The organism is Halonotius roseus, assembly GCF_006861655.1.
Classification (GTDB): domain Archaea; phylum Halobacteriota; class Halobacteria; order Halobacteriales; family Haloferacaceae; genus Halonotius; species Halonotius roseus.
This window is the reverse complement of the sequence record NZ_SESI01000002.1, coordinates 549,116-571,650: the sequence shown is the minus strand read 5'-3', so window position 1 is coordinate 571,650 and position 22,535 is coordinate 549,116. Positions and strand designations below refer to the sequence as shown.

Below are 22,535 nucleotides of genomic sequence, written 5' to 3'. Positions count from 1 at the left end.
TATGACTGAACACGATTCACAGACACGCGCTCGTCGTCGCCAGCATCGAACAGCCGACCGCACGGCACCGCCGAACCCACAGCGGCGACTCCGAGCCGACGGTGGCCAGCCACCAGTTGTCGTCAAGATTGGCGGCGCGAACGCCGTCGACCCCGAAGGCGCGGTCGACGACATCGCCAGCCTCGTCGACGGCGACCGCGAGGTCGTCGTCGTTCACGGCGGCTCGACCGCCGTCGACGACACGCTCGAACGCATGGACATCGAGCCGACGTACGTCGAAACACCGGGCGGCGTCACCGGCCGCTTTACCGACGCGGAGACGATGGAAGTCTTCGCGATGGTGATGGCCGGCAAACTCAACACGGAGTTGACGACGCTGTTCCGCAACGCCGGCGTCGATGCCGTCGGCCTGTCGGGCGTCGATGGCGGCCTGCTGACCGGCCCCCGCAAGTCGGCGGTTCGCGTGCTCGAAGACGGCAAAAAGAAGATCAAGCGCGGCGACCACTCCGGCAAGATTACCGACGTGAACAGCGATCTGTTGACTACGCTGCTCAATGACGGCTACACGCCGGTCGTGAGCGTGCCGATGCTCGGCGAGGACGACGATGAAGTCCTGCCGGTCAACGCCGACGCCGACCGCTCGGCGGCCGCGGTCGCCGGCGCGCTCGGAGCCGAACTCGTCGTGTTGACCGACGTGGCCGGCATCTACGCTGATCCCGACGATCCCGAGACGCTCATCGATTCGGCAGCGACACCCGCGGAGCTGGAGTCGGTGAAAGCCGCCGCGGAGGGGTTCATGACGAAGAAAGTGATGGCTGCAACCGAGGCACTTGAGGGTGGCGCGACGGCGGTTCACGTCGGCGACGCCAACCGCGACGCGCCGGTCAGTAGCGCGCTCGACGGCGCGGGCACGAAAATCGAGGCAAGCGCGCTGGCAGACAACGGAGAGATCACCCAATGAGTGGCTTTGTCTTCTCGGAGAAACCGATCGAGATCGTCGAGGGTGACGGCGCGTACGTCACCGACAGCAACGGCACCGAGTATCTGGACATGGGCGCGAGCTACGCCTGTGTCCCGCTCGGCCACGGCCACGAGGCCGTCCAAGACGCCATCACCGACCAGCTCTCGCGGGTCACCTACGTCCAGGCGTCCTATCCGGTCGACATCAGGACGAAGCTGTACGAACTCCTCGCCGAAACAGCCCCGAAAACCGTCGACAAGGTGTGGCTCTGCAACTCCGGGACGGAGGCCAACGAAGCCGCCCTCAAATTCGCCCGCTCGGCGACAGGCAACTCGAAGATCATCTCGACGAAACGCGGCTTTCACGGCCGGACGATGGGCGCACTGGCGACCACGTGGAAGGACAAGTACAAGAAGCCCTACGAGCCACTGATCGGCGATGTCGAGTTCGTCGCATACGACGACGCCGAGGAGATGGCCGCCGCCATCGACGACGACACCGCCGCGGTGATCGTCGAACCAGTGCAGGGCGAGGGCGGGATCAACCCCGCTCGCAAGGAGTTCCTCCAGCGGGCTCGCGTCGAAACCGCGACCAGCGGCGCGGCACTGATTTTCGACGAGGTACAGACTGGGATGGGCCGTACCGGGACGCTCTGGGCCTCCGAGTGGGCCGACGTGGTGCCGGATATGATCACGAGCGCGAAGGGCCTCGGCAACGGACTCCCGGTCGGCGCGACGCTCTGCCGTGACTGGATCGCCGACAACTACGGCTCGCACGCCTCGACGTTCAGCGGCGGCCCGGTCATCTCCGCGGCCGCACACGCGACCGTCTCGACCATCGTCGACGAGGAGATTCCACAGCATGCTGCCGAGATGGGCGACTATATGATACGCGAAATCGAGGCCGCCGCCGAGGAACACGACCTTGGCGTCCGCGACGTGCGCGGCAACGGGCTGATGGTCGGCGTCGAGGTGAAACGCGGCGCGAACCGCGTGCTGCGCGATCTGGCGATGAACCACCAGATCCTCGCGCTGCCGGCGGGTCGGACAGTCGTCCGATTTTTGCCCCCGCTCACCATTGAGGAGACACACGTCGATACCGTCGTTGACGCACTTACGGAGGCACTGGACTGATGGCCGTCGAATCAACGCATTCCGCCGTCGAACATCCCGCCATCGGAACCGAAGGCCGCCGACTCCTCACCGAGTTGGTCTCGATTCCTTCGGTGTCGGGCGAAGAGACGGAAGCCGCCGAGGCACTGGCAGCTTTCTTCGAACGCCACGACCGCGAGGTGTGGATCGACGACATCGGCAACGTCCGCGCGCCGGGCGACGACAGCGTCCTGCTGACCTCGCACATCGACACCGTCCCCGGCGAGATTCCCGTCGAGATCAAAGACGGCGATGAGGGCCCCGAACTCTGGGGGCGCGGCAGCGTCGACGCCACGGGCTCGCTGGCGTCGATGGCGATTGCGGCGGTCGAAACCGGAGCCTCGTTCGTCGGCGTCGTCGGCGAGGAGTCGACCTCGCGTGGCGCGTGGTACCTGACTGACCACCGCGAAGCACCCGAGTTGATCATCAACGGCGAGCCATCCGGCTGGGACGGTATCACGCTGGGCTACCGTGGTCTCCTTGAGGGAACCTACGTCGCCGCCAGCGAGTCCGGCCATCACTCCCGGCCCGATCTGAACGCAATCCAGCATGCGATGAGCTGGTGGGATCGTGTCGAAGCGATCTTCGAGCCCGACGAGTGGGTGCCCGTCTTCGAGCAGGTGACGACGAAACCCGTCGATATCGAGGGCGGCGTCTCCGTCGACGGCCTCTCGATGGAGGCGACCATGGAGTTCCAGTTGCGCGTCCCGCCCGAGCGCACGCCCGACGAAGTGCGCGAGCTCTCGGATGCCGAACTCGACATCGGGACGGTCAACTGGACGGAGTCGATCCCGCCGGTGATGACCAACCCCCGTACGGAGTTGGCCCGCGTCTTCCGGGCGGCGATCCGCGAGCAGGGCGGCGATCCGCGCCTGCTCCGGAAGACCGGCACCAGCGACATGAACGTCTTCGCCACCCAGTGGGACTGTGAGATGGTGAGCTACGGCCCCGGCGACTCCAGTCTCGACCACACGCCGAACGAACACCTCCCGCTCGACGCCTTCGACAACGCTATCGACGTGTTGATCGACGTGTGTGAGCGACTCGGCGTTGGCGACAACGCGGTGAGCGTCGACAGCGAGGCGACCGACACGGAGGCAGCACAATGAACGCGGACGACTTCCTCGATATCGACGATGTCTCGGCCGACGAACTCGACGCCCTGCTCGCGCTGGCAGCCGACCTGAAAGCTGGCGACAACGACACTAGACTGACCGACCAGACCCTCGGGATGCTCTTCGAGAAGCCGAGTACGCGCACCCGGATCTCATTCGAGACCGGGATGACGCAACTCGGCGGCCACGCGATCTTCATGGGCCCTGACGACATCCAACTCGGCCACGGCGAGCCGCTGAAAGACACCGCTCGCGCGATGGGCCGCTACGTTGACGGGATCATGGCCCGACTCTTCGACCACGAGGACGCCGAAACCCTCGCGGAGTACGCCGACGTGCCCGTCATCAACGGCCTCACCGACGACGCCCATCCCTGTCAGACCCTCGCTGATCTGTTGACGATTCGCGAGCAGTTCGGCGGCCTCGATGACGTGCGGGTCGCCTGGGTCGGCGACGGCAACAACGTCGGTCAGTCCTTCGCCGTTGGCTGCGCGCTCGCGGGGGTCGATCTCGCGGTCGCGACGCCGGCGAACTACGCGATGGACGACGCCGTCATCGACCGCGCCGACGAACTCGGCGAGGCACCCGAGGTCTACACCGACCCCGCAGCCGCCATCGACGGCGCGGACGTGATCTACACCGACGTGTGGGTCAGCATGGGCGAGGAGGACAAACGCGAGGAGAAATTGGCTGCCTTCGACGGCTTCCAACTCAACGACGAGCTGCTGGCCGACACCGACGCGACGGTGATGCACTGCCTGCCGGCCCACCGCGGCGAGGAGATCACCGACAGCGTCATCGAAAGCGACCGCTCGATTGTGTGGGAGCAGGCCGAAAACCGACTGCACGCCCAGAAGGCCCTGCTGGTCGAGTTGCTCGGCTAATCGCCCCTATGTTTTAATCGGTTGCCGCCAAAGGGCCGGTGTGACAGCCGCGGACGACGACCTCCGGTTCTTCCCCTACGAGACGCCGTACCCGAACCAGCGTGAGGCGATCGACCGGATCGCCAACTCGCTGGGGCAGGCCCGCGACGTGCTCTTCGAGGGCGCGCCCGGCACCGGGAAGACCCTCTCCGCGCTCGTGCCCGCACTCGCCTACGCGCGCGAGAACGACAAAACGGTCGTCATCACCACCAACGTCCACCAGCAGATGCGGCAGTTCGTCGACGACGCCCGCGCGATCACGCGCACCGAGCCGATCCGCGCGGTCGTCTTCAAGGGCAAAGCCGAGATGTGCCACATCGACGTGGGGTATCAGGAGTGCCAGACCCTCCGGGATACCACCCGCGAACTCGTCGACACCGAAACCGACCACGAGGAACTCGCCGCCCGACAGGAGGAACTCCTCGAAGCGAGCCAAGAGGGCGAGTCCGGCGCGGCCGAAGCCCGCAGCGCGGTGATGGACGAACTCGACGACCTAGAGGACGAACTCGACGACCTCCGCGGCGGCAACGTCTGCGATTACTACTACAACAACCTCACCGCCGACACCGACGACTTCTTCGGCTGGCTCTTCGACGACGTGCGAACGCCCGAGGAGATCTACGAGTACGCCGACAAACAGCACCTCTGTGGGTACGAACTCCTGAAAGAGGGGATGGAAGGCGTCGACCTCGTCGTCTGTAACTACCACCATCTGCTTGATCCGATGATCCGCGAGCAGTTCTTCCGCTGGCTCGACTGTGAGCCGAGCGACGTGATCACCGTCTTCGACGAAGCCCACAACATCGAGGGCGCGGCCCGCGATCACGCGACCAAGACGCTCACCGAAAATACGCTCGATTCCGCGCTCGAAGAGCTCGCCGGCGTCGAGGACTCCCGCGCCGACCCCGCGCGCAACGTGATCGAAGCGTTTCGGGACGCGCTCATCGTCGCCTACGAGGACGAACTCAGCGACTATGAGCGGGACAATGTCGGCGACCACTGGGAGGATATCTCAGTCGCCAACCCCGACGCCCGCGATGAGATCACCCTCGCCTTCCTCCGGCTCTACGAGGGCCGCGGCATCGACACCGAAACCGAACTCGCGGTGCAGTTGGGCCGGACGCTCGACGAGGAGTACGAACGCGCCTACAAGGAAGGCGAGGCGACGAGCCGCGCGGAGTGTCAGACCCTCCAGGCCGCCCAGTTCATCAGCACCTGGATGTCGGAGGGCGGTGAACTCGGCCAGCATCCGATGGCTGGCGTCCGGCGGAACGACCAGACCGGCGACGTCTACGGCCGGGCCGAACTTTACACCTGTATTCCACGCGAGGTCACCCGCGACCTCTTCGACGACGTGTACGCCAGCGTGTTGATGAGCGCGACGCTGCGGCCGTTCGACGTGACCGAGGACGTCCTCGGGCTGGACTCGCCGGCGACGATGGCCTACGGGCTCGCCTATCCAGAAGACAATCGCCGGACGTACGCGGCGGAGGTACCTGCCCTCTTCGCCAGCGAGCGCGACGACCCTGCGACACAGGAGACGATCAGCCAACTCCTGCGGGACGTGATCCGATTTACACCGGGCAACACCCTGCTATTCTTTCCCTCCTATGCGGAGGCCGAACGTTACTACAGCCGCCTCGGCGGCGACCGCGACAGCAACGACCTCGGGACGTTCATCCGCGACGAGTCGGGCGTGACGACCGAAGACCTCCGCCAGCGGTTCGTCGCCAGCGACGATGCCACGCTGTTCACGTCGCTGTGGGGCACCCTCGCGGAGGGCGTGAGTTTCGACGGCGAGGAAGCCCGCACCGTCGCCGTCATCGGCGTGCCGTACCCGAAACTCTCCGAGCGGATGGAGGCCGTCCAAGATGCGTACAAACGCGCCTACAAAGGAAAACACCAGAAACGCGATGCGGGCTGGGCCTACGCCGTCGAGATTCCGACGATCCGCAAAACCCGGCAGGCCCTCGGCCGCGTCATCCGCTCGCCGGAGGATTTCGGCGTGCGGATTCTTGCCGACAAGCGATACACCGAGGCCGACATGGGGAAATACAGCGTCCGGCGGAGTTTCCCTGTTGAGGAACGTGAGGAACTGGTCGATATCAACCCTGGGAAACTGAAGTTCGCCATGCTGAATTTCTATACCGATCACGACGCCTACGAGGGTGCGCCGCCGGAGCCATGAGCGGCGGTGTGCCTCAACATTGATTCGCTGCCGTAACGCAGCCGTTGGCGAGTGCTTCCGACCGACAGTCCATCGTCTCGGCCGAGCAGTCCCGCGTCGGCTGCTCGTTGATCTCGACAAGCGACTCCAGTGCTCGAAGCCGTGTGGCGATCTCCGTGCCCGTTGGAGTGAGCGAATAGGTCGTTGTCGGCGGTGTCGTCGCTTCGACCGTTCGCTCAATGAGGCCATGGCAGCGAAGCTCCTTGAGCCGCTGGGAGAGGATCGGCGCGGTTAGCCCATCCAGACTGTCCCGAATGGCGTTGAAGCCGTGTGGCTCCTCGGAGAGCAAGCGCAGAATGTGAAACGTCCACTTCGGCCCGAGTATATCGTGCAAGCCATGCCACGTCGCTTGCCACTGTGATTCGCTCATACGTCACAAACAGCCGCTGTAGCAGCATATACGTTCGTAGTCGGCATGCCATCGACCGAGAGGTGGTTTCGGTACGGAAACCCGGTTCGTGTTTGCTAACTGAACAGTATATGCGCCGGGCGGCCGTAGTGACCACCACAATGCAGACCTTCCCAGACAGCACAGCTGTTTCAGTTGTCGAAATGGCGGCTGCGGAGTACGCACGACGGACAGTTACTATCGATTTTCTCTACCTCGACAACGAATCCTGCGAGCGATGTAGCGGAACCCAGGAGGCACTCGAAACCGCACTCACACAGGTCGAACCGATCCTCGAACCGCTGGATGTCGGCGTCGTTGTGCGCGATATCCACGTCGACACGCTGGCGGCAGCGAAAGCGACGCAGCTGGCCGTGTCGCCGACGATCCGCATCAACGGGCGCGATATCCAGCCGGACTACCGCGAGAACAACTGCGAATCGTGTGGCGACCTCTGTGCGTGTCCGGGCGAGATCGACTGTCGGCTCTGGCATTACCGGGGTGAGGAGTATACGACCCCGCCGGTCGAGTTCCTTGTTGCGGCATTGGTGCGGGCTACGGTTCCTGAGCAGTCACCGTCCGAAATCACACGCGAGAAAGCTTCTGAAGGAGCCTCAGCGAATATCGCGTCGTTTTTCGGCGACGCGGACGCCAGCGGCGCGGGCGGGTGTGACTGTTGAGGCGGGCTGTTCTACCGAGCCGGTGGCCTACTCGCTCGGCGGCCAGTCGATCCCGTAGTCGGCCAGCAGTTCGGCGAAATCACGTTCGGTGAGGATCGGCACGCCGTTGTCGTCGGCGTCGTCCTGTTTTCGCTGGCCGGCGTTGTCGCCGGCGACCAGGTAATCCGTGTTGCCGGAGACGCTGCCGGTCGCGTTCGCGCCGTGAGCTTCGACCAGCGACTGGGCGTCGTCCCGCGCGACCGCCAGCGAGCCAGTGAACACGAACGTGAGGCCGTCGAGTTCGTCGCCAGCGTCGGCTCCTTCGACTGGCTGGGGATCGACACCCGCATCGAGCAGCGCGTCGATGGCTGCGCGGTTCTCCGGATTCTCGAAGAATTCCCGGATCGTCTCGGCGACAATGGGGCCCACGTCGTCGACAGCTTCGAGGGCGTCGGTGTCGGCGTCGATCAGGGCCTCAAGGGAGCCGAACTCGCGGGCGAGCGCGGTCGCAGTCGCGCCGCCGACCTCCGGGATAGAGAGCGCGGTGAGGAACGAATCCAGCGGCGGTTCGCTGGCGGCGTCGATCTCGTCGAGGAGGTTCCCCGCGCTCTTTTCGCCCCACCCCTCCAGTGCGGCCAACTCCTCGCGGTCGAGGCGGTAGAGGTCGTCAAGCGAGTCGAGCAGGTCGGCCTCCCGGAGTTGGGCGATGCGCTCGGGCCCCAGTCCCTTGATATCGAGCCCGCCGCGGCTGACGTAGTGCTCGATAGCGCGTTCGCGCTGGGCCGAGCAGCCAAGCCCGCCCGTACAAAAGGCCAGCGGCCCGTCGCGGTCGACGGGGCTGTCGCAGACTGGACAGGTCTCGGGAAACGCGAAGGTCTCGTCGGTGTCGGCCTCGACGACCTCCTCGATGTAGGGGATCACGTCGCCGGCGCGCAGGACACGCACGCGGTCGCCGACATCGACAGCGAGGGATTCGATCTCGCCGGGGTTGTGGAGGGTGGCTCGGGAGACGGTGACGCCACCGACCTGGACGGGATCGAGCAGCGCGACCGGGGTGAGCCGGGCGGTGCGGCCGACCTGCACGACGATATCGGTGACTGTCGTCACCTCGGTGCGGGCGGGGAACTTGTAGGCGAACGCCGAGCGCGTCTCCCGAGCCGTGTTGCCGAGGGCGTCGGCTGCGGCGGTGTCGTCGACTTTGATCACGACGCCGTCGATCTCGTAGTTCAGGTTCTCGCGGTCGTCGAGCAGCGCGTCGCGGTACTCGATTGCGGCCTCGATGCCAGAGACCTGTTCGGCGAGATCGTCGACATGGAAGCCCCACGCCTCAATGGCATCGCGTTCGGCCCACTGGGTTGCTGGGCGGTCGGCGGCGGTAGCGTCGTTGGCGTCGTCAGGCTCGTCGGCATCGTCGCCGACCTCGTAGGCCATAATGTCGTAGACGAAGCAGTCAAGCGGCCGGTCGGCGACGACACCCGGATCGAGTTGCCGGATCGTCCCCGCGGTCGCGTTTCTGGGGTTGGCGAAGGGTTCCTTTCCGTCTTCGACGCGCTGGCGGTTGTGCTCCCGAAAGCCGTCTTTCGGCATGAACACCTCGCCGCGAACTGCTAGTAGTTCGGGTGCGCCACCGCGGAGTCGCTGCGGAATCGCCCGGATGCGGCGGGCTTGGGCGGTCACGTCGTCGCCTTCCGCGCCGTCGCCGCGGGTCGCCGCACGGACGAGGTGGCCGTTTTCGTAGGCGAGTTCGATAGAGATGCCGTCGAATTTGGGTTCGCAGACGTAGCCGATCTCCTCGGGGTCGAATCCGTCATCGTGGAGCATCCGGGCGGTGCGGTCGGCGAACTCCCGCACGTCGTCGGCGTCGCCGCTCTGAGCGATAGACAACATCGGCGCGGTGTGTTCGACCGTGTCGAGGTCGTCGACCGGCTCGCCGCCGACGCGGCTGGTCGGGCTGTCGGGGGTAGCGAGATCGAACTCGGTTTCGAGCGTTTCGAGGCGGTCGAACAGCTGGTCGTAGATTCGGTCGGCGATCAGGGGATCGTTGTCGACGTAGTAGCGATAGTCGTGTTCGCGGATCGCGGCTCTGAGCTGTTCGACCTGCTGTTCGGCCCCCTCCTGTGAGAGCGCGTCGGCGGGCTCGAAGTTTGTCGCTGGATCGCGGAGGTAGGGGTTGTCGCTGTCGGCGTAGGCCGTCTCGCTGTCAGCGTGACTCATTGGTGATGGTTGCAACCCGAGGGTGAAAAATCCGGGCTGGATGGCCGGATCTGCTGTGAGGATGGTTCTGTCTAAAACCGCTAGTCTATTTACATATGCGCCGAGTAATCGATTCCCATGGTTGATGAGGCCCTCCTGAGCCTCACCGTTATCGCCGCCGTCTTCACCGCAGTGGTGGTGAGTGGCGCGCTGGCGGTGTACTCGTTTACCCGGATCAAACACCCCTTATCCGAGTCCTATGCTGTTCTGATGGCCGTCGACAGTCTCTGGGCTGCCGGCTACTTTTGTATGCTGATCGCTGGAGGGACGCTGCTCGCGGATGTTGGGCTCTTTATCAAGGCGTTGTTCTCGGCGCTCGCTGCCTTCGCCTGGCTCCGGTTTGTCAGCGAGTACACCGGCGACAGCGAGTGGCTCCCGTCGTGGCTCTGGTGGGTTGGGGTTGCCGAATCCATCGTCTGGTCGATTCTCGTCGTCAGCAACCCCGGAAACCTCATGCTCGAAGGCGTCGAGGTCGGTGAGTTCGGTGTGGTGACCGCCGCCGTCGAGACCGCCGGACTCGGTGCGGCTATTCAGCTCCTGATCGGGGCTGTGTTGGTCGGGCTCTCGCTGTTTTTGCTTGGGCGATTTTTTGTGCAGACACAAGGGATCTACCGCTATCAGGCGTTGATCATCTTTGCGATCGGTGCGATCGTGCTCATCTCGACGACGCTGTTTATCACCGATTACCGACCTCATCCCTTGGTCGACCCGACACCGATCCTGTTTAATCTGCAAGCGGTGGGTGTCGGGTGGGCACTCTACCGGTATGATTTCCTGCGTGTTGCCCCCGTGATCGTCACCCGGTTTTTCCGGGAGATGGACGATCCGGTGTTGCTCATCAACGGCGACCGCGTTGTCGCCGACTACAACACGGCTGCCGACGCGCTTGTCGATGATCTCCGAACCCAGGTGCCGATCGATGCGGTCGACGATCAGTCCTTCGGTGAGACGCTCACGGCTGCTGTTACCGACGGCGGCACCGCCACCGAGTTCACCGCCGACACCGACAGCCGCCGTCGAACCTACGACATCGAGGTCACCGGGGTGACCGATCAGTTCGATATCACCCAGGGGTATGTGGTCGTCCTCCGCGATATCACCGATCGCAAACAGCGGGAGCGACAGCTCGAAGAGCAAAACGAGCGGCTCGAAGAGTTTGCCGATGTCGTCTCGCATGATCTCCGCAATCCGCTGTCGACCGCGGAGGGGTGGGTCGCGGCGGTTACAGACGCCCTCGACGGCGAGGAGCCGGATATCGACACCGCCCAGATGGGGCTTGACCACATCACCAACTCCCACGACCGGATGGAGGAGCTCATCGAGGTGCTGCTCACGATGGCTCGGCAGGGCCAGACGGTCGCCGATCCCGAACCCGTCTCCCTGGAAGCGTGTGCGACCGAGGCGTGGGCGACCGCCGAGACCGGTGAGATGGAGCTCCGTGTCGACACCGATCGAACCGTCCCCGCCGATCCCGTCCGCCTCCGGCAGGCCTTCGAGAACCTCTTTCGGAACGCCAACGACCACAGCGAGGCCTCGACGGTCACGGTCATCTCGACAGCCGAGGGGTTTGCGATCGAGGACGATGGAACCGGTATTGATCCCGACGACCGTGAGGATCTCTTCGAGTTCGGGTACACAACCGACGAGGAGGGCACCGGCATCGGACTCGCGGTCGTCGAGCGGATCGTCGAGGCTCACGGCTGGCGGATCGCGGTCGGTGAGAGCGACGACGGCGGAGCCTGTTTCGAGATCACCGGCGTTGCGACCTGAGTTTCTGTGAGGTGGTGTCACACCGCAAACCAGACGCTTTTGCCGTAACTCTCACGCATAAAAGCTTAGAGATATATGCATACTGTACATGACTCGGGGCTTCAACACGCGGAGTCTGCATGCCGGGACAGAGCCCGATCCCGACACCGGCGCGCGGGCTCCACCGATCTATCAGACCTCCTCCTACGTCTTCGATGATGCCGACACCGCCGCGGATCTGTACGCCCTCCAAGAAGAAGGCGACGTGTACTCGCGGGTCTCGAACCCCACCGTCCGCCAGCTCGAAGCCCGGCTGGCCGACTTAGAGGGTGGTGTTGGCGCGGTCGCCACCGCCTCCGGGATGGGCGCGTTCGACGCGCTGACGACGGTGCTCGCACAGAGCGGCGACAACGTCGTCGCCAGCAGCGACATGTACGGCGGCACCGGCAGCTACCTCTCGACGCTCGCACCGCGCCGCGGGATCGAGGCCCGCACGGTGCCGACGCTTGAGTACGACGCCTATGCCGACGCTATCGACGACGACACCGCCTACGTCCACGTCGAGACCATCGCCAACCCCTCGCTGGTGACGCCGGATTTCGAGCGGCTGGCCGAGATCGCCCACGACCACGCCGTCCCGCTGGTCGTCGACAACACCTTCGGCACGCCCTGTCTCTGTCGGCCCATCGAACACGGTGCAGACATCGTCTGGGAGTCGACGACCAAATGGATCCACGGCTCGGGGACAACCGTCGGCGGCGTCGTCGTCGACGGCGGCACGTTCCCATGGGATCACCCCGACGCGGACTACCCCGAACTCTCGGGCGACAACCCCGGATTCGGCTTCGACTTCAGTGAGCGGTTCGGCGACCGCGCGCTGACGCTGGCCGCCCGGCATCGGGCAGTGCGGGCCATCGGCAACCAACAGTCCCCCTTCGACGCCTGGCAGACGATGCAAGGCATCGAAACCCTACCGTTGCGCATGGATCGCCACTGCGAGAACGCGGGTGTCGTCGCCGAGTTCCTGCGAGACGATCCCCGCGTCGCGTGGGTCACCTACCCCGGCTTCGACGATCACGCGACCCACGACAATGCCAGCGACTACTTGTCGGGCTACGGCGGCATGGTCACCTTCGGCGTCGAGGGCGGCTTCGAGGCCGCCAAGGCGTTCTGTGAGGCCGTCGAGTTGACGAGCTTTCTGGCTAATATCGGTGACGCGAAGACGTTGGTCATCCACCCGGCGTCGACGACTCACGCCCAACTCAGCGAGGACGAACAGCGCGCGGCGGGCGTCGCCCCCGACATGCTCCGGCTGTCGGTCGGCATCGAGAACAGCGCGGACATCATCGCCGACCTCGACGCCGGACTGGAGGTGGCCGCCGACCAATGAGTCGAACAGACTATGCGCGACGGCGACACAGGAGGGATAACCAATGAGCGCGACCGAAGTCGACCGTGGGGTCGTCGAACTCGGCGATTTCCGCTTCGAGTGCGGCGAGTCGATCCCGAATCTCGAGATTGCCTACGAAGCCTACGGCGAGTTCACCGGCGACAACGCCGTGTTAGTCTGCCATGCTCTCACGGGGAGCCAGAACGTCGCCAGCTACAACACCCCTGGCACCGCCGGCCAGGCCCGCGCGTGGTGGGGCGACATCGTCGGCCCCGGGAAGGCCATCGACACCACCGACTACTACGTCGTCTGCGCGAACGTCCCCGGCTCCTGTTATGGCTCCTCGGGGCCCGCCTCAACGAATCCCGAGACGGGCGAGCCCTACGGCACCGATTTCCCGCCTGTCACCATCGGTGACTGGACACGAGCCCAGCGTCGCCTGCTCGATCATCTCGGCGTCGGTCGCCTCCGACTCATCATCGGCGGCAGCGTCGGCGGGATGAACGTCCTGGAGTGGGCGAAACAGTACCCCGACGACGCGGAGCTGATCGCGCCGGTCGCGGCGGCGGCGACACTCGATCCGCAGTGTCTCGCTATCGACGCCGTCGCCCGGCGGGCGATCCGCAGCGACCCCAACTGGAACGGCGGCGACTACTACGGCACCGGCGATGATGACGCTAGCCCGCCACAGCAGGGCCTCGCTATCGCGCGCCAGCTCGGCCACATTATGTACCTCTCAAAGGCCTCGATGGAGCGCAAGTTCGGCCGCCGGTCGGCGGGCCGCGACAGCGGTATCGAGGGCAGCGACGCCCTGTTCCCGCCGGATAAGGCAGCCGCCTTCTTCCCCTACCGGGAGGTCGAGTCCTACCTCGATTACAACGCCGAGCAGTTCACCGAGCGATACGACGCCAACAGCTACCTCTACCTGACGCGGGCGATGGACGACTACGATCTCGCGGAGGGCCACGGCACCATCGAACGGGCCATCTCGGCCTTCGAGGGCGAGGCCCTACTGCTGTCCTTTACCGCCGACTGGCATTTCACGGTGAGCCAGTCGGAGACGCTGGCCGAGGCGTTCCGCGCGGCCGAGGTGCCCGTCGCCCACCACGTCGTCGACTCCGATCACGGCCACGACGCCTTCCTCGTCGAGCCCGAAAACGTCGGCCCGCCGGTACGTGATTTCCTCAACAACGGACTTGAGGGTCGGGCGATCACGGATACGGCGGCTGACGACGACGAGCACGTCGAGGATGGCGACGAAGATTTCGCCCCCGTCCACAGCAGCCTGTTTTCGGGGTAAGCGCGGTGGTGGTTTCGGTCGAGCGGCGGCGGCCCGACAGTACGCAGATTTAGATACCCACTCTACGTGTGCGTGAGTGTATGTCCGACGAGACACCCGGCTTCGAGACCCGAAGCCTCCACGCTGGTACCGATCCCGACCCTGCGACCGGCTCGCGCGCACCGCCGATCTACCAAACGACCTCCTACGTCTTCGATGACGCCGAGGACGCAGCCAAACAGTTCGCCCTGGAAAAACCGGGCCACATCTACTCGCGGCTGATGAACCCGACTGTCGGCAGTCTTCAAGAACGGCTGGCCTCCCTTGAGGGCGGCGTCGGCGCGGTCGCCACCGCCTCGGGGATGGCCGCTCTCGACGTGGCGACGTTCCTGCTGGCGGAAGCCGGCGACAACATCGTTTCGGCGTCGTCGCTCTACGGCGGCACCTACACCTACCTCACCCACAGCGTCGAACGCCGCGGGATCACGACCCGCTTCGTCGATACCCTCGATTACGATGCCTACGAGGAGGCCATCGACGACGACACCGCCTACGTCCACCTCGAAACCATCGGCAACCCTGCACTGGTCACCCCCGACCTCGAACGCATCGCCGACATCGCCCACGACCACGACACGCCGCTGTTCGTCGACAACACCTTCGCCTCGCCCGCACTCTGCCGACCCCTCGAACACGGCGCGGATCTCGTTTGGGAGTCGACGACGAAGTGGATCCACGGCGCGGGCTCGACGGTCGGCGGCGCGCTGATCGACGGCGGCTCCTTCGACTGGCTTGCTCACGCCGACGACTACCCCGAGATCGGCGCGCCCAACCCCGCCTACCACGGCATCAACTTCGCCGAAACGTTCGGCGACGCCGGCTTCACCTACGCCGCCATCGCCCGCGGGCTCCGCGATCTCGGCAATCAACAGAGCCCCTTCGACGCGTGGGTCACCATGCAAAAGCTCGAAACGCTGCCGATGCGGATGGAGCGACACTGCGAGAACGCCATGGCGGTCGCCGAGTTCCTCGAAGATCACGACGACGTGTCGTGGGTGACCTATCCCGGCCTCGAAAGCCACGAAACCCACGAGATGGCCTCGAAATACCTCGACGGCGGCTACGGCGGCATGATCACCTTCGGGCTGGAAGGCGGCTACGACGCCGCCCGCGGCACCGTCGAATCCACCGAGTTGGCGTCGCTGCTGGCGAACGTCGGCGACGCGAAAACGCTCATCATCCACCCGGCGTCGACGACCCACCAGCAACTCAGCGACGAGGAGAAGCTGTCGGCGGGCGTCACCGACGACCTCGTGCGGCTGTCGGTCGGGATCGAGGATCCGCAGGACATCATCGACGACCTCGATCAGGCGATCACACAATCAAGTTGAAAGTAGGGGTCAGACCCAGTCGTGGGTATCCCAGCCCTCGTAATGTTTGAGCCGGCTTTTGATCTGGAACGGCTCCCACTGGCACTCGTGGTAGAGTACGTCAGCCAGTGTGCCAAACGCACTGTTGTTGAGTTCGATACCCCGGTTCCCCCGATTCGTAATGTAGGACTCGGAACGTAGATCGTCGAAGCTGTCACTGGCAGTGGGGTAATCACTCGTCTCGATGGCAGCGATAGAGAGGAGATTTTCTTCGACGATAGGTGACCCCCAACGATGCTCGGCTACCATCGCGGCGAGGAGCGCACACTTCACCGACGGCTTCCGCATATTTCCCCGTTTCTCGGCTTCTCTGATAAGAATACGTTAATGCAGATTTACGTTCAAGGAAACAGCTTTGTGTAGTAACCGGTAAACCAGTAGCATGAGTGAGTCATCGCCGAAGCACCCGGCAGCGGAGAAAGACACCAAGGAGGCTCGCTTGGAGAATCCGAGCGGTGTCCTCTATCTTTTCCAGCACGAGAGCATCCCGATCCTCATCGACGCCATCCTTACCCTTCCGCCGGGGCGAGAGTTCACCAAGACGGAACTCGCGGATCACGCTGGCGTGACCCGACAGACGGTGAGCAAATACATCGACCGCCTGCTCGATCTCGACATCGTCGAACCGGTGCCGAACACGTCGCCGCGTCGTTATCAAGTCGCCGACAGCGTCGTCGTCGAAGAACTGTTCGCGCTCAACAGCGCGCTGAATGCAGCCGGCGACGACTGAAAGAGCGGCTCAGACGATCTGCTCGCCGTCGTCATCGTAGACCGCGATGGCGTCGACCGGACAGACCCGAGCGGCGAACTTCGCGTCGAGTTCTTCGCCGTCGGGCACGTCGGCGACGAAGATGTTATCGTCGGTTTCCTCACTATCGACGAGGTCGGCTTTGCCGGCGTCCATATCTTTCTCGAAGCCGTCCCACTCGGCGACGCACTGGAACATCCCGATACAGGTATCGCGGTCGAATTCGATCTGCATGGCTCCCTGTTGTGGCGTCGGTTACATAGCCGTGTTGCACGCGAAGGGTCACAGAGAGAAACGAGGAGGACGCCTACAGATCAGCTACGTCTTCGATCGCGTCGGTGAGTTCCTTGATCGACTCAACGGTGTGTTCGCCCATGTGGCCGATGCGGAACGTCTTTTCACCTAATTGCGAGCCGTAGCCGTTCGAGAAGACCATGTCGTACTCCTCGCTGACCTGCTCGATGGTCGCAGCCACGTCGATGTCCTGTGTGTTCTCGATACAGGCGACCGTCTTCGATTCGTACCCCTCCTCGGGGAACATGGCGAAGTGTTCGGCGGCCCAGTCTTGGACGTACTCGGCCATCTCGGTGTGACGCTGAGCGCGGCCCTCATGGGTCTCATCGAGCATGCGTTTCATCTGCTTGCGGTAGGCGAGCATGATCGGGATGGCGGGCGTCGAGTGGGTCTGACCCTTCCGGTCGTAGTAGTCGAGACAGCGCTGGAAGCCGCCGTACCACGAGGCTTCGTCCTTGGCGAGTTCACGCTCGTAGGCCTCGTCGCTGACGACACAGATGGCGAGGCCCGGTGGCATGGCGAAGGCCTTCTGGGTCGAGGCGAAGATCACGTCGATCCCATGCTCATCTATGTCAACGTAGTCGCCGCCGAGACAGGAGACCGCGTCGACGACGAAGTAGGTATCGGGGTACTCGTCGACGACATCGCCGATCTCCTCGACTGGGTTGCGGATGCCGGTCGAACTCTCGTTCATGACCGTGGCGACGACATCGTAGTGTTTGTCGCTGGATTCGAGTTCCTCGCGGATGTCTTCGGGTTTGATGGCCTCGCCCCACTCGTATTCGAGGCGGTCGACGTTCTTGCCGAGACGCTCGGCGACGTTGGCGTGGCGCTCGCTGAAGCTGCCGCAGGTCGGGACGAGGATGTCCTCGTCGACGAGGTTGAGCGTCGAGGATTCCCAGAACTCGGTGCCAGAGCCGGTGAGGATGATGACCTCGTTGTCGGTGCCGAGGAACTCCTTGGTGTCCTCGACGATCGTGGTGTAGAGGTCGGTCATCCGATCCATTCGGTGGCCGAACATCGGCTGGGCCATCTCCTCGATCACGTCCTCCCGTACCTCCGTCGGGCCGGGGATGTACAGCGTCTTCTCGGGGTAATCGTCAGTGTACTCTTGTTTTTTCGTCACGGAATCCACCTTGTACCAGTAGGTCGTCAGCGAGAGGGCATGGTAGTTTTGATACCATCGTGAGAGGGTGGGCCGGCGATCGCAAATCACCCCCATTCACAGCTACCAGAACTGCAGTCCGGTGCCAACGACGAAACTCAGTGTTGCAAGCGCGACCAGCCAGAACAGCCCCCGCCGTTCCCGGTAGTGCGCAACGTTGTCGTCGCCCTCCTGACGTATCGTCCAGAGGGTAGTTCCAACGACGATACCGCCGCCGATGAGCACGAGGAGGTTTGCAGCGGTGGCACCCCCAGCGACAAGTCCATCAACCGCCCACACGGTTGCCGTGACCCCGAACACGAGAGACAACACAACGCCGCCTTTGGCTCGATCCATACCTCTATCTCATCGCAGAATTACATATAGTCGTTTCTGCAGCAGGCCGGTCGATATCCATGACTCCGGAAATTTAAACCCCACCACCAGCCAAGAGACGCTAATGAAGCCAGCCGAGATCCCCAACTTACCGCCGGGTGTCGCCGACCACCTCGCCGGCGAGGGGATCGAGGAGCTGTATCCACCCCAGGCCGAGGCCGTCGAGGCCGGGCTGACCGAGGGCCAAAGCCTCGTCGCCTCCGTGCCGACCGCCAGCGGGAAGACGCTGATCGCCGAACTCGCCATGCTGTCGGCGATCCAACGCGGTGGCACCGCCCTCTACATCGTCCCGCTGCGCGCGCTCGCCAGCGAGAAGAAGACCGAGTTCGAACGCTGGGAGGACGAGGGGTTCTCGGTCGGCGTCTCGACCGGCAACTACGAGGCCAGCGGCGAGTGGCTGGCCAGCCGCGACATCATCGTCGCCACCAGCGAGAAGGTCGACTCGCTCATCCGCAACAACGCGCCGTGGATCGACGACCTCTCCTGTGTCGTCGCTGACGAAGTCCACCTCGTCGACGACAAAAACCGCGGGCCGACGCTGGAAGTGACGCTCGCCAAACTCCGCCGGATCAACCCCGATCTCCAGACCGTCGCGCTGTCGGCGACCGTCGGCAACGCCAACGAAATCGCCGACTGGCTCGACGCCGAACTGGTGCAGTCCGACTGGCGACCCATCGATCTCCGGATGGGCGTCCACTACGGCAACGCGATCAACTTCGACGACGGCAGCCAGCGCGAGGTGCCGGTCGCGGGCAGCCAGCGACAGACCGAAGCCCTCGTCGACGACACTCTCGCGGAGGGTGGCTCGACGCTCGTCTTTGTCAACTCCCGGCGCAACGCGGAGTCCGCGGCGGATCGACAGGCCGGCGTCGTCGAATCTCACCTCACGGGCGAGGAGCGCGCCGATCTCCGCGAGCTCGCAGGCGAGATCCGGCAGGTCTCCGATACGGACGCGAGCGACGACCTCGCCGACTGCGTCGAGGGCGGCGCGGCGTTCCACCACGCTGGACTCGCCGCGGAGCATCGCAGCCTCGTCGAGGACGCCTTTCGTGATCGACTGCTCAAAGTGATCTGTGCGACGCCGACCCTTGCAGCCGGCGTCAACACGCCGAGCCGACGGGTGATCGTCCGCGATTGGCGACGCTACGACGGCGAGTTCGGCGGGATGCAGCCCCTCGACACACTCGAAATTCACCAGATGTGCGGCCGGGCTGGCCGCCCCGGACTCGATCCCTACGGCGAGGCCGTCTTACTCGCCAAGGACACCGAGACGATGGACGAACTCTTCGAGCGGTACGTCTGGGCCGACCCCGACCCTGTCCAGTCGAAACTGGCCGCCGAACCCGCCCTGCGAACGCATCTGTTGGCGACGATCTCCTCGGGGTTTGCCAACAGCCGCGAGGCACTGCTGGAGTTCCTCGACGCGACACTGTATGCGACCCAAACCGGTGATGAGGGCCGGCTGGCGACCGTGACCGACACCGTTCTCGCCTATTTGGAGCGCAACGAGTTCATCGAGCGCGAGGATGACACGATCCGCGCGACCAACATCGGCCACACCGTCTCGCGGCTCTACCTCGATCCGATGAGCGCGGCCGAGATCATCGACGGCCTGCGGTATGCCGAGGAGCACGCCGGCGAGGCGGCAGCGGACGCGACGGACGCGAGCCAACGGGACGACGATCTGGATCGACCGGCCGCCGAGGATGGCTTCGTTGCCGCAAGCGACCTCCAATCGAACGGAGCGGGCGACAGCGACGCCGATGCTGTTGACGACGACGGCACCGACGATAGCGACAGCGGCGACGACACCGACCAGGAGTCAGCGCAACCCACGCCGCTCGGGCTCTATCATCTCGTCAGTCGAACACCGGATATGTACGAACTCTACCTGAAATCCGGGGATCGAGAGACCTACACTGAGCTCTGCTACGAACACGAATCGGAGTTCCTCGGCCGGGTGCCCTCAGAGTACGAGGATGTCGCCTTCGAGGACTGGCTGGCCGCCCTGAAGACGGCGAAGCTGCTGGACGACTGGGCCAGCGAGGTTGACGAGGATCGCATCACGGAACGGTACGGCGTCGGCCCCGGCGACATCCGCGGGAAGGTCGAAACCGCCGAGTGGCTGCTTGGGGCCGCCGAGCAGTTGGCCGGCGAACTCGGGCTCTCCTCGCGCGTTGGGATCCGCGAGGCGAAAAAGCGGATCGAGTACGGGGTGCGGGAGGAACTGCTCGATCTCGCTGGCGTCCGCAACGTCGGCCGGAAGCGCGCCCGCCGGCTCTACGAGGCCGGCGTCGAAAGCCGCGCCGACCTCCGGGAGGCCGACAAAAGCGTCGTGTTGGGCGCGTTGCGCGGCCGCGAGAAGACGGCCGAGACCATCCTCGAAAATGTCGGTCGACAGGAGCCATCGATGGACGACGTGAGCGCGGCTGACACGCCGACGGCGGCGGTCGGCGGTGGCAACGACGAGAGCGGAAGCGACCGCAACGGGACGACAGCTGGCGACGACACCGACGACCAGTCGAGTTTGGGTGATTTCAGATGAAAACCGTCACCGCGACGACGACCATCGACGATCTCGATAGCTTTCTCGCCGACATCGACGCGATCAGCGAGGCGACCGACGCGGCGATCCAGTGTTTCGATACCGACTACATCGCCGGCGAATCCCATCTCCGCCGGGCGGTCGAGTTGGCCGAGCGGGCCCGCGAACAAGGGACGGCGGTCGCCCGCGAGCCCGCGGTCGAGATACTGCTGTATGCGGCTGGCCGCCGACAGATCAACCGGGCACTCGAAATGGGTGTCGATGAGGGCGAAACAGACGTTGTGAGCGTTGTCAGCGGTGGCGACGAAGCGGCAGCCGAACAGCAGGTGCGGGAGCTACTCGGCGCGACCGACGCCAGCAACGACGGCGACGACAGCATACCGCGCGGCGACACGGAAACGATCAGGGCGTTTTTCGATATCGGCGACCGTGAGCTGACCGTCGTCGACGGTGAGCTGGAAGATATCGTTCTCGAACGCGTCGCGCTGCTCGATGTCGAAAAGTAGCCGATTTTAGCTGACCCCCTTTGTTTCAACTGGAGATCAGCTGACGTGTGTCTGACGCACGGCCGACGCGCGTTCGTATCGCGGCAAACCGTCGAAAAAGATCGAACGGCTATATAGTTCCACCAGGATTCGAACCTGGGTCGTTGCCCCCAGAAGGCAACAGGATTGGCCACTACCCCATGGAACTGCGCGTTGGATCGAAGTGGATCGGTTTACAAAACCGTGTCGGTTCCAACGGCAGGGCGGCGGCGACCCCGACGCCGCCAGCGACGTATCAGCAGCTATTTGTCCGCCACGCCGCCTCCACCGAGTATGTACATCGGCCGTTTCATCGTCGTCGGGCCGGGCGTCGGCGCCTACCGCGTCTCCTCGCGGTCGTTCCCGAACCGCCGGATCGCCGACCGCGATGGCCTGTTGACCGTCGAACCGACACCGGATGCCCCCGAGACGGACAACCCCTACGTCTCGTACAACTGTCTCCAGGTGGTGTCGCCACCCGCCAGCGACGAGGAGTGGGTCGTCGTCGGCAACGGCTCTCACGTCGATCCGATCGCCGAAAAGATCGAGTTGGGCTACCCCGCCCGCGACGCGCTCGCCGAGCCACTGCTCGCACTCGACTACGAAAAAGACGACTACAACACGCCCCGGATCGCGGGTGTTGTCACCGCCGACGCGGCACACATCGGCACTGTCCGCGACGACGCACTGTTAGTCAAAGCCGTCGATGAGCCGACGCTGGTGGCGACCTACGAGGAGGACAGCCCCCGGGCGTACGAGTTCGATGTGGCCGACGCAACCGAGGCGGCCCGCGAGGTCTATGACGCCGAGTACGAGCACGCGATCTGTGCGGCCGCCGCGACCGTCGACGACGATGGCGTCAGCTACGCCATCGATAACGGCGAGTAGGACTCAACTCCGAAACGCGGGGCGGAGTACGTCAGGCTGGTCGGTCATCGAACGATTGTCACCGGAACCGGCGCGTTGCGGGCGACGGTCTCGGCGACGTTGCCGAGCAGGAGCCGCGAGGCGAGATTGCTGCTGTGGCTCCCGACCACGACCAGATCAAACCCCTCGGCGTGGTTGATGATCGTTTTCGCCGGCGAGCCGAGTTCGACCTCGGTGGTGATCTCGCGGTCGGCGTCGTCGGCGATCGCTCTGGCGCGCTCGAAGACCGGTTCGGCACGCTCGGCGACCGCGCCGTCGACATCGTCGGCGACCGCGAGGCTCATCGCCTCACCCATGTAGGAGGTTGGCCCGCCGGCGACGTGGAGGACGGTCACCGCCGCCGACGGAAACGTCGACAGCGCGAACCTGAGGGCACCGGCGGCCATCTCGGAGTCGTCCATCGGCACAAGGACACGTGATACCATACCATCC

The 22,535-nt window shown here is 64.5% G+C and carries 21 protein-coding genes and 1 tRNA gene; 14 read left to right on the top strand and 8 right to left on the bottom strand.

The features are described 5' to 3' along the window. The first annotated feature begins 1 nt into the window (after position 1). Genes EWF95_RS08970 through EWF95_RS08950 form a run of 5 tightly spaced genes read left to right on the top strand, consistent with a single transcriptional unit; the run spans position 2 to position 6,338 of the window. Positions 2–961, top strand: coding sequence for an acetylglutamate/acetylaminoadipate kinase (locus EWF95_RS08970; RefSeq protein ID WP_142443717.1), 960 nt, complete (start codon positions 2–4; stop codon positions 959–961). Next, entirely contained in the window at positions 958–2,094 is a 1,137-nt protein-coding gene (locus EWF95_RS08965; protein ID WP_142443716.1) for an aspartate aminotransferase family protein, read from the top strand. Before EWF95_RS08970 ends, EWF95_RS08965 begins: the two co-directional genes overlap by 4 nt. Further along, entirely contained in the window at positions 2,094–3,221 is a 1,128-nt protein-coding gene (locus EWF95_RS08960; protein ID WP_142443715.1) for a [LysW]-lysine hydrolase, read from the top strand. The genes EWF95_RS08965 and EWF95_RS08960 overlap by 1 nt, the downstream gene beginning before the upstream one ends. Next, positions 3,218–4,111, top strand: coding sequence for an ornithine carbamoyltransferase (argF, locus tag EWF95_RS08955; RefSeq protein ID WP_142443714.1), 894 nt, complete (start codon positions 3,218–3,220; stop codon positions 4,109–4,111). The genes EWF95_RS08960 and argF overlap by 4 nt, the downstream gene beginning before the upstream one ends. A 40-nt stretch (positions 4,112–4,151) precedes the next feature. Then, positions 4,152–6,338, top strand: coding sequence for an ATP-dependent DNA helicase (locus tag EWF95_RS08950; RefSeq protein WP_142443713.1), 2,187 nt, complete (start codon positions 4,152–4,154; stop codon positions 6,336–6,338). Positions 6,339–6,351: 13 nt separating this feature from the next. Here the strand turns inward: EWF95_RS08950 and EWF95_RS08945 are convergent, their stop codons facing one another. Beyond that, complete coding sequence (locus tag EWF95_RS08945) at positions 6,352–6,747, bottom strand: winged helix-turn-helix transcriptional regulator (protein ID WP_142443712.1); 396 nt, start codon at positions 6,745–6,747, stop codon at positions 6,352–6,354. A 140-nt stretch (positions 6,748–6,887) separates the two neighbouring features. Here EWF95_RS08945 and EWF95_RS08940 point away from each other — a divergent pair, with 140 nt between their 5' ends. Beyond that, a complete protein-coding gene (locus tag EWF95_RS08940) occupies positions 6,888–7,445 on the top strand; it encodes a DUF2703 domain-containing protein (RefSeq protein WP_185911751.1) in 558 nt (185 codons plus the stop codon). Between the two features lie 27 nt (positions 7,446–7,472). On the opposite strand, the gene ligA is transcribed toward EWF95_RS08940, so the two are convergent. Then, positions 7,473–9,638 carry an NAD-dependent DNA ligase LigA gene (ligA, locus tag EWF95_RS08935; protein ID WP_142443710.1) on the bottom strand — a complete coding sequence of 722 codons (2,166 nt, stop codon included), beginning with the start codon at positions 9,636–9,638 and terminating at the stop codon, positions 7,473–7,475. A 117-nt stretch (positions 9,639–9,755) separates the two neighbouring features. Between ligA and EWF95_RS08930 the strand changes: the two genes are divergently transcribed. The 4 genes from EWF95_RS08930 to EWF95_RS08915 all read left to right on the top strand — a co-directional run bounded on the left by EWF95_RS08930 (position 9,756) and on the right by EWF95_RS08915 (position 15,486). Further along, positions 9,756–11,447 (top strand): sensor histidine kinase, encoded by a 1,692-nt coding sequence (locus tag EWF95_RS08930; RefSeq protein WP_142443709.1) that lies wholly within the window; start codon positions 9,756–9,758, stop codon positions 11,445–11,447. 88 nt (positions 11,448–11,535) lie between these two features. Beyond that, positions 11,536–12,816, top strand: a complete 1,281-nt coding sequence (locus tag EWF95_RS08925) for an O-acetylhomoserine aminocarboxypropyltransferase/cysteine synthase family protein (RefSeq protein WP_142443708.1) — start codon at positions 11,536–11,538, stop codon at positions 12,814–12,816. A 43-nt stretch (positions 12,817–12,859) separates the two neighbouring features. Then, positions 12,860–14,116 carry a homoserine O-acetyltransferase MetX gene (gene metX, locus EWF95_RS08920; protein ID WP_142443707.1) on the top strand — a complete coding sequence of 419 codons (1,257 nt, stop codon included), beginning with the start codon at positions 12,860–12,862 and terminating at the stop codon, positions 14,114–14,116. A gap of 80 nt (positions 14,117–14,196) precedes the next feature. Then, positions 14,197–15,486, top strand: coding sequence for an O-acetylhomoserine aminocarboxypropyltransferase/cysteine synthase family protein (locus EWF95_RS08915; protein ID WP_142443706.1), 1,290 nt, complete (start codon positions 14,197–14,199; stop codon positions 15,484–15,486). A gap of 9 nt (positions 15,487–15,495) precedes the next feature. Here the strand turns inward: EWF95_RS08915 and EWF95_RS08910 are convergent, their stop codons facing one another. Next, positions 15,496–15,813, bottom strand: coding sequence for a hypothetical protein (locus EWF95_RS08910; protein WP_142443705.1), 318 nt, complete (start codon positions 15,811–15,813; stop codon positions 15,496–15,498). Positions 15,814–15,907: 94 nt separating this feature from the next. Between EWF95_RS08910 and EWF95_RS08905 the strand changes: the two genes are divergently transcribed. Continuing rightward, positions 15,908–16,255 (top strand): MarR family transcriptional regulator, encoded by a 348-nt coding sequence (locus EWF95_RS08905; RefSeq protein ID WP_142443704.1) that lies wholly within the window; start codon positions 15,908–15,910, stop codon positions 16,253–16,255. A 9-nt stretch (positions 16,256–16,264) separates the two neighbouring features. Here EWF95_RS08905 and EWF95_RS08900 read toward each other — a convergent pair whose 3' ends face one another. From EWF95_RS08900 to EWF95_RS08890, 3 genes are all read right to left on the bottom strand, one after another. Then, positions 16,265–16,507, bottom strand: coding sequence for a ferredoxin (locus tag EWF95_RS08900; protein ID WP_142443703.1), 243 nt, complete (start codon positions 16,505–16,507; stop codon positions 16,265–16,267). Positions 16,508–16,580: 73 nt separating this feature from the next. Further along, positions 16,581–17,693: a pyridoxal-phosphate-dependent aminotransferase family protein gene (locus tag EWF95_RS08895; protein ID WP_142443702.1), complete on the bottom strand. Its 1,113-nt coding sequence runs from the start codon at positions 17,691–17,693 to the stop codon at positions 16,581–16,583. A 102-nt stretch (positions 17,694–17,795) separates the two neighbouring features. Beyond that, positions 17,796–18,068, bottom strand: coding sequence for a hypothetical protein (locus tag EWF95_RS08890; RefSeq protein WP_142443701.1), 273 nt, complete (start codon positions 18,066–18,068; stop codon positions 17,796–17,798). Positions 18,069–18,171: 103 nt separating this feature from the next. On the opposite strand from EWF95_RS08890, the gene EWF95_RS08885 reads away from it, so the two are divergent. Both EWF95_RS08885 and cgi121 read left to right on the top strand, forming a co-directional pair. Next, positions 18,172–20,652 carry an ATP-dependent DNA helicase gene (locus EWF95_RS08885; RefSeq protein ID WP_142443700.1) on the top strand — a complete coding sequence of 827 codons (2,481 nt, stop codon included), beginning with the start codon at positions 18,172–18,174 and terminating at the stop codon, positions 20,650–20,652. Next, on the top strand, positions 20,649–21,158 hold the full coding sequence (cgi121, locus tag EWF95_RS08880; RefSeq protein ID WP_142443699.1) for a KEOPS complex subunit Cgi121: 510 nt from the start codon (positions 20,649–20,651) through the stop codon (positions 21,156–21,158). The genes EWF95_RS08885 and cgi121 overlap by 4 nt, the downstream gene beginning before the upstream one ends. A 114-nt stretch (positions 21,159–21,272) precedes the next feature. Here cgi121 and EWF95_RS08875 read toward each other — a convergent pair. Then, positions 21,273–21,345 (bottom strand) — tRNA-Gln (locus EWF95_RS08875). A 125-nt stretch (positions 21,346–21,470) separates the two neighbouring features. Here EWF95_RS08875 and EWF95_RS08870 point away from each other — a divergent pair. Next, positions 21,471–22,064, top strand: coding sequence for an IMP cyclohydrolase (locus tag EWF95_RS08870; protein ID WP_142443698.1), 594 nt, complete (start codon positions 21,471–21,473; stop codon positions 22,062–22,064). 44 nt (positions 22,065–22,108) lie between these two features. On the opposite strand, the gene EWF95_RS08865 is transcribed toward EWF95_RS08870, so the two are convergent. Then, positions 22,109–22,528 carry a universal stress protein gene (locus EWF95_RS08865; RefSeq protein WP_142443697.1) on the bottom strand — a complete coding sequence of 140 codons (420 nt, stop codon included), beginning with the start codon at positions 22,526–22,528 and terminating at the stop codon, positions 22,109–22,111. Positions 22,529–22,535: the final 7 nt, after the last annotated feature.

Bases quoted from the DNA above. Each gene is read 5' to 3' on its own strand.
- EWF95_RS08965 (WP_142443716.1), top strand. From the start codon at position 958: ATGAGTGGCTTTGTCTTCTCGGAGAAACCGATCGAGATCGTCGAGGGT.
- EWF95_RS08960 (WP_142443715.1), top strand. From the start codon at position 2,094: ATGGCCGTCGAATCAACGCATTCCGCCGTCGAACATCCCGCCATCGGA.
- ligA (WP_142443710.1), bottom strand. From the start codon at position 9,638: ATGAGTCACGCTGACAGCGAGACGGCCTACGCCGACAGCGACAACCCC.
- EWF95_RS08930 (WP_142443709.1), top strand. From the start codon at position 9,756: ATGGTTGATGAGGCCCTCCTGAGCCTCACCGTTATCGCCGCCGTCTTC.
- EWF95_RS08925 (WP_142443708.1), top strand. From the start codon at position 11,536: ATGACTCGGGGCTTCAACACGCGGAGTCTGCATGCCGGGACAGAGCCC.
- EWF95_RS08870 (WP_142443698.1), top strand. From the start codon at position 21,471: ATGTACATCGGCCGTTTCATCGTCGTCGGGCCGGGCGTCGGCGCCTAC.
- EWF95_RS08945 (WP_142443712.1), bottom strand. From the start codon at position 6,747: ATGAGCGAATCACAGTGGCAAGCGACGTGGCATGGCTTGCACGATATA.
- EWF95_RS08905 (WP_142443704.1), top strand. From the start codon at position 15,908: ATGAGTGAGTCATCGCCGAAGCACCCGGCAGCGGAGAAAGACACCAAG.
- EWF95_RS08900 (WP_142443703.1), bottom strand. From the start codon at position 16,507: ATGCAGATCGAATTCGACCGCGATACCTGTATCGGGATGTTCCAGTGC.
- metX (WP_142443707.1), top strand. From the start codon at position 12,860: ATGAGCGCGACCGAAGTCGACCGTGGGGTCGTCGAACTCGGCGATTTC.
- cgi121 (WP_142443699.1), top strand. From the start codon at position 20,649: ATGAAAACCGTCACCGCGACGACGACCATCGACGATCTCGATAGCTTT.
- EWF95_RS08890 (WP_142443701.1), bottom strand. From the start codon at position 18,068: ATGGATCGAGCCAAAGGCGGCGTTGTGTTGTCTCTCGTGTTCGGGGTC.
- EWF95_RS08865 (WP_142443697.1), bottom strand. From the start codon at position 22,528: ATGGTATCACGTGTCCTTGTGCCGATGGACGACTCCGAGATGGCCGCC.
- EWF95_RS08940 (WP_185911751.1), top strand. From the start codon at position 6,888: ATGCAGACCTTCCCAGACAGCACAGCTGTTTCAGTTGTCGAAATGGCG.
- EWF95_RS08910 (WP_142443705.1), bottom strand. From the start codon at position 15,813: ATGCGGAAGCCGTCGGTGAAGTGTGCGCTCCTCGCCGCGATGGTAGCC.
- EWF95_RS08970 (WP_142443717.1), top strand. From the start codon at position 2: ATGACTGAACACGATTCACAGACACGCGCTCGTCGTCGCCAGCATCGA.
- EWF95_RS08885 (WP_142443700.1), top strand. From the start codon at position 18,172: ATGAAGCCAGCCGAGATCCCCAACTTACCGCCGGGTGTCGCCGACCAC.
- argF (WP_142443714.1), top strand. From the start codon at position 3,218: ATGAACGCGGACGACTTCCTCGATATCGACGATGTCTCGGCCGACGAA.
- EWF95_RS08915 (WP_142443706.1), top strand. From the start codon at position 14,197: ATGTCCGACGAGACACCCGGCTTCGAGACCCGAAGCCTCCACGCTGGT.